The organism is Pseudomonas sputi (assembly GCF_021603585.1).
GTDB lineage: Bacteria > Pseudomonadota > Gammaproteobacteria > Pseudomonadales > Pseudomonadaceae > Aquipseudomonas > Aquipseudomonas sputi.
Genome location: NZ_BQHI01000021.1, coordinates 89373 through 95372, shown reverse-complemented (window position 1 = coordinate 95372; position 6000 = coordinate 89373). Strand labels below are relative to the sequence as shown.

Annotated in this window: 2 protein-coding genes (1 of these 2 cut by a window edge); both read right to left on the bottom strand. The window is 64.4% G+C overall.

Annotation, left to right across the window (positions count from 1 at the left end; all coding sequences use genetic code 11):
• Nucleotides 1-185: 185 nt before the first annotated feature.
• Complete coding sequence (locus L6D81_RS22735; protein ID WP_236182016.1) at nucleotides 186-1145, bottom strand: alpha/beta hydrolase; 960 nt, start codon at nucleotides 1143-1145, stop codon at nucleotides 186-188.
• Nucleotides 1146-1211: 66 nt separating this feature from the next.
• Nucleotides 1212-6000 carry the 3' portion of a non-ribosomal peptide synthase/polyketide synthase gene (locus L6D81_RS22730; RefSeq protein ID WP_236182015.1) on the bottom strand. 10271 nt of this gene lie beyond the right edge of the window, so the window shows 4789 of its 15060 coding nt (coding positions 10272-15060); its start codon lies beyond the right edge, outside the window; the stop codon is at nucleotides 1212-1214.

The window sequence follows — 6000 nt, the reverse complement described above, 5'->3', positions numbered from 1 at the left end:
TCGACCTGATCCACGACCGACAATTTAAAAGTCAGCGTGTAGTCTCGCTGACTACGCCTTTTAGCCGTTTCCATTACGTCCTCCTGAAAATAGATCAGAAGGTGTAAACCTTATTCAGGACGGGACACGGGCAAAACAAAAGGGCCGCGGTCAGCGGCCCTTTTTCAGTCCCTCACAAACGCGTGTCACCGCGCCGCAAACACCTCCACCAGGCGCTCGGCAATGTGCTGCTGCGCCTCTTCGGCCTCATCGATGATTGCGCCCATGCGCATGAAGTCATGCGTCATGCCTGCGTACACTTTCAACTCGACCTCGACGCCTGCCGCCTCTAAATGCCGGGCATACGCCACGCCTTCGTCGTGCAGCGGATCGCACTCGGCCACTACCAGCAGCACCGGTGCCACATCGGCTGAGACCTCACCCAGCAACGGCGAAAAACGTGGATCGAGACGGTCGGCCACCTCACGCTGATAGTGGTTGTAAAACCAGTTCAGCGATGCCTTTTCCAGCAGATAACCCTCGGCGTAGCGCTCGATGGACGGGGTGCTGCGGCTGGCGTCGGTGACCGGATAGATCAGCACCTGCAAACGCGGCTGCACCGGGGCACCCGCCAATTGTGCGGCCAGCACCGTGGCCAGGCTGCCGCCGACGCTGTCACCGGCAATCGCCAGACGTGCGCTGTCCAGGCCCAGGTCCTGAGCGCTGGCGACCAGCCAGTGCCAGGCATCCTGTGCATCGTCGGCGGCGGTCGGGAAGCGGAATTGCGGCGCCAGTCGATAGGCCACCGACACCACCACGCAATCGGCCATCGACGCCAGCGCCCGGCACAGCGAATCATGGGAATCCAGGCTGCCGACCACATAGCCGCCGCCATGGAAATACAACAGTGCCGGACGCCCTGCCCCGGCTTTCAAGGGCTGATGGCTGTAGACCCGCGCCTTCAACAGCGAGCCGTCGCGCACCGGCAATTGCAGTTCATCAACTACCGCAAGCTCTTCGCCGCCAGCGTCCATCAACAATGAAGACTGATCGAACTGCTCGCGGGCCTGTTCCGGGCTCAGCTCATGCATGCCCACGCGTTTGCCGCTGGCCCGGCCGTTGCCGACCAATTGCAGAAATGCGGCGATATCAGGATTCAACGACATTCAATTTCTCCAAAGCACTCGGGCGCCTTAAGCGCCCGAGTGGTGTTTGCGGTTACACAGCAGGTTTCAGGACATGGCTACTGATTCAACGATCTCGCCGAGCATTTCTTCAGCCTCGGACAGGAAAGTTTCATCCCGCGGGATCTGGAAGTGCCCGCAATCGAGCCATTCACCGCCCATGCCCGGTTGTTCGAGTTGCGCCGCCAGTTCGGCCGCCTCCTCTTCCCGGCCCAGCGTCCACCAGCAGACCGGCTGTACCGCCAGCGGCGGACAGCGGTCGAGCTGCAGCGACAACTGTTTGAGCCGGCGCGCCACGCTGAACACATGGGCCAGTTCATCGGCCCCCAGCGCGACGTAGGTCGACGTCCCGGACTCGGTGCCCATCGCGGCGTTGAACACTGCACGCAGGTTCTGTGCTGTTTCCTCGCCGTCGATGGCCACGTTGGCAGCATCCGGCAGGGTGACCCGCAGGAAGTCGCGCAAGTCGGCTCGCCAGTCATCCACAACACCGGCATTGATCGCCGCCGAGGCCACGAAACTGTCCACCAGACCGACGAACTGCACCTGCTGCCCTTCCCGCTCAAGCTGCGCCGCCATGAGCACCGCCAGCGTCCCGCCGAGCGACCAGCCCAACAGGTGATACGGCCCCTGCGGTTGTTTCTCGCGAATCTGCGTCACGTAATCACTCGCCATGCTTTCCAGCGACGTATCGCTGAAGGCCGGGTCAAGCAACATCCGCGACTGGATCGCCAGCACCTGGCGCTGACCGCTCAGACGACGGGCCAATGGCTCGTAGTCGAACACCGTGCCGAAGCCGGCATGGATGCAGAACAACGGCGCCCGGCCCTTGACCTCGGCATTCATCGCCAGCAGACCGGAAGCTTTCTCGGCAGCGCCCTGAACACTGGCCACCAGTTCGGCGATGCTCGGTTTCTGCATCAGGTCGCGCAGTTTCAGGCTCAGGCCCTGGGACTTGAGCACACGGCTGCGAGCGACCACCTGCAGGCTGAGGATCGAGTCGCCGCCCAGTTCGAAGAAGTTGTCGGTGAGGCCGACGCGTTCGATCTTCAGCACCTCCTGCCAGATTTTCGCCAGGGCTTTTTCCAGCTCGGTGCGCGGCGCCACGTAATCCTGACGCTGTTCGGCGTCCGGATCCGGCAAGGCCTTGCGATCGAGTTTGCCGTTCGGCGTCAGCGGCATGCGCTCGAGCAACATCAGGTGCGCAGGCACCATGTAGTCCGGCAGGCTGGCCTTGAGCTGTTCGCGCAGGCGTTCGCACAGACCGTCTACCGATGCGTCGGCACTGGCCAGCACATAACCAAGCAGTTGTTTGCCACTGACGCCCTCGCGAGCGACCACGGCTGCATCGCGCACGCCCGGTTGTTGCTTGAGGCGCGCTTCGACTTCGCCCAGTTCGATACGGAAACCCCGGATCTTCACCTGATGGTCGATCCGCCCAAGGTAGTCGACCGTACCGTCGGCGCGCTGGCGCACCAGGTCGCCGGTGCGATACAGGCGGCTGCCATCGGCGCTGAAAGGGTTCGCCACGAAGCGCTCGGCGGTGCCACCGGCGCGTCCCAGATAACCACGGGCCAGCGCGCCACCCAGGTACAACTCACCGGCAATACCGACCGGCAGACGGTTGAGATCGCTGTCGAGCACGTAACCGCTGCGCTCACCGACCACGCTGCCGATCGGTGCGTAGGCGGCGCCGCAGACATCCTCGACACCGGCCTTCCAGATCAGCGGCGTGACCACGGTTTCGGTCGGCCCATAGCCGTTGATGATGTACTGCGGTTTCAGCGCACGTTTGGCCAGCTCGAAACTCGCCACCGGCACCGCATCGCCACCAAAGCAGTAGACCCGCACCGGCGGTGGGTTGCCGTGTTGCTCGGCGTGTTCGGCCAGTTGTTGCAGGTACACCGGCGGGAACGCCGCCACGGTCACGCCGTGTTGATGCATGGCGTTGAAGGTCTGCTCGGCAGTCCACAGGCTGTCGTCACGGATCAGCAGGCGTGCGCCGTGAGTCAGGGTGGTCAGCCAGCGCTCGTGGGCGCCGTCGAACGCGAACGACATGAAGTGCAGTTCGCAATCGGCTTCGCTCATTTCATAACGCTGACCGATCGCCTCGCAGTGCATCGCCAGCGGCCCGTGAGCCACACCGACGCCTTTGGGCAACCCGGTGGAACCGGAGGTGTAGATCACGTACGCGAGGTTGCCCGGTTCGACCGAAACCTGCGGCGCAGTGTCCGGCCGGGCGCTGAGGTCCAGTTGATCCAGTTCCAGCACATGCAAATTGTCCTGCGGCGGTATCACCTGACGCAGGCTCGAATCGCTGAGCAGCAACGCGATCCCGGAATCGCGCATCAGATAACTCAAACGCTCACGAGGATAGGTCGCGTCCAGCGGCACGTAGGCACCGCCGGCCTTGAGCACCGCCAACAGCGCGACAATCATGTTTTCACTGCGCGGCAACGCCACGCCGACCCGCACTTCCGGGCCGACGCCTTCGGCGATCAGCGCATGGGCCAGACGATTGGCCCGGGCCTCGATCTGACCGTAGCTGAATGCCTGATCGTTGAAGACCACGGCAGTCTGCTCGCGGCGCTGTGCGGCCCACTGACCGATGCGCTGATGCACCGCCAGCGCGGGCGGCTGCACGGCAACCACCGTCGAGTCCGCGACCTGCGCAGTCGGCAGGCCGATACGGCCCAGCGGTTGCGCAGCGTCCTCGGTGAGCGCGGTCAGCAGCCCTTCCATATTGCTGCGGATGCCTTCCACGGTCGCCCGGTCGAAATGCTCGCGCAGGAACATGTACTCGATCACCAAGCCTTCTTCGAGCGTGACCATCAGGTCCATCGGGAAGTTGGTCAGGCCGGCGCTGGCGCTCTCGCCGAACTTGAGCGAGTCGTCGCGCCACTCACGCAGCGCCTGATCGATCGGATGGTTCTCGAACACGATGATGCTGTCGAACAGCGACTGCCCGGTACGCCCGGCCCAACGCTGAACGTCGGACAGCGGCGTGTATTCGCGCTCGCGCATTTCCAGGTTGAAGTCCTGCAGGTCGCGCAGCCAGTCACCGACCGCCTGTTCGGCCGGCACGTCCTTGATCACCGGCAAGGTGTTGATGAACAGGCCGAGGATCGATTCCGACGCCGGCAGGCTCGCCGGACGCCCCGCCACCGTGGCGCCGAACGCCACGCAGCGCTGGCCGCTGTAACGGCTCAGCAGCACCAGCCACGCGCCCTGCACCAGCGTGTTGAGGGTGATCTGCTGGGACTGGGCGAAGGCTTTGAGCTGTTCGGTGCGGGTTTCGCCCAGACGGCTGTACAGCGCTTCGTGACCGCGACCTTCGCCGCTGCGGGCAACCGCATCAGCCAGATACGTCGGCTCGTCGAGCAGGCTCAGGTGTTCGCGCCAGAATCCTTCGCTGGCGCTGGCATCCTGCTGTTGCAGCCAGTTGATGTAGCGACGGTATGGCACCGCTTCGGCGAGCGGCTGGCCGGAATACTGGCTCAGCACTTCACCGATCAACTGCGAACTGCTCCAGCCGTCGATCAGGAGGTGGTGATAAGTCCAGATCAGCTGATGGCTGCCCTCGCCCACTTGCACCAGCGTCAGGCGTTGCAGCGGCGGACGGTCGAGGTCGAAACCCTTGGCCCGTTCGCTGGCGGCCAGTGCCTGCAAGGCTTGTTCCGAGTGATCCTGATCGCGCCAGTCGAGCAGGCTGACCGGCAGCTGCGGATCGGCGAGCACGAATTGCAGCGGCTCGGCCATGTCCTGCCAGAGAAAACCGGTGCGCAGAATGTCGTGACGACGGCTCACCGCTTCCCACGCCGCCTTGAAGCGCGCCGGCTCCAGGCCCTGCACCGGTATGCTCACCTGGTTGATGTAGAGGTCGGCTTCCGGCGAGTTCAAACCGAGGAACAGCATGCCCTGCTGCATCGGCGACAAGCGGTACAACCCGTCCAGTTGCCCTTCCGGCAGAGGCAGCTCGGCAATCTGCGCCTCGCTCAGACCGTGCAACGGCAGGTCGATCAGCGCGGCCACCGGAGCCTGAGTGCCTTCGGTCGCCTGGGCACGCACGGCCAGCTGCTGAATGGTGGGCTGCTGGAACAGGTCTTTCGGGCTCAACTCGATGCCTTGCTGACGGGCGCGGCTGACCACCTGGATCGAGACGATCGAATCGCCGCCCAACGCAAAGAAACTGTCGGTGGTGCTGATCCTCTCAAGGCCCAGCACGTCTTTCCAGATGTCCACCAGCGTCTGTTCGATGGCGCTGGCCGGCTCGACGTGTTGCTGCGCAGCCGAGAACGCCAGCGCCGGCAGACGCTTGCGGTCGAGCTTGCCGTTGGGGCTCAGGGGCATCTGCGCCAGCCACATCCGGTGCGCCGGCACCATGTAATCCGGCAGGCTCGCGCCCAGCCAGGTCGACAGGCTGTCGTGCAGTTCATTGCGCGCGGCATCGCTGGCGTCGACAGTCGCCGGATCACTTGGCACCAGGTACGCCACCAGTTGCTGGCTGCCCAGCACGTCCCGGGCCACCACCACCGCTTCGCGCACGGCGGCGTGTTCCATCAGGCGCGCTTCGATTTCGCCCAGCTCGATCCGCAGACCGCGCAATTTGACCTGATGGTCGATGCGCCCGACGTACTCGATCACGCCGTCGGCGCGGTAGCGCGCCAGGTCGCCGGTGCGGTACATCCGCTCACCGGCCGCGAACGGGTTGGCGACGAACCGCTCTGCGCTCAGCCCCGGGCGACGGTGATAACCGCGGGCCAGGCCGACACCGCCGAGGTACAACTCACCCGCCACACCCACCGGCAGCGGATTGAGGCCGCTGTCGAGAATGAAG

Coding starts and splice junctions, on each gene's coding strand:
- L6D81_RS22735 (WP_236182016.1), bottom strand. CDS start 1,145: ATGTCGTTGAATCCTGATATCGCCGCATTTCTGCAATTGGTCGGCAAC.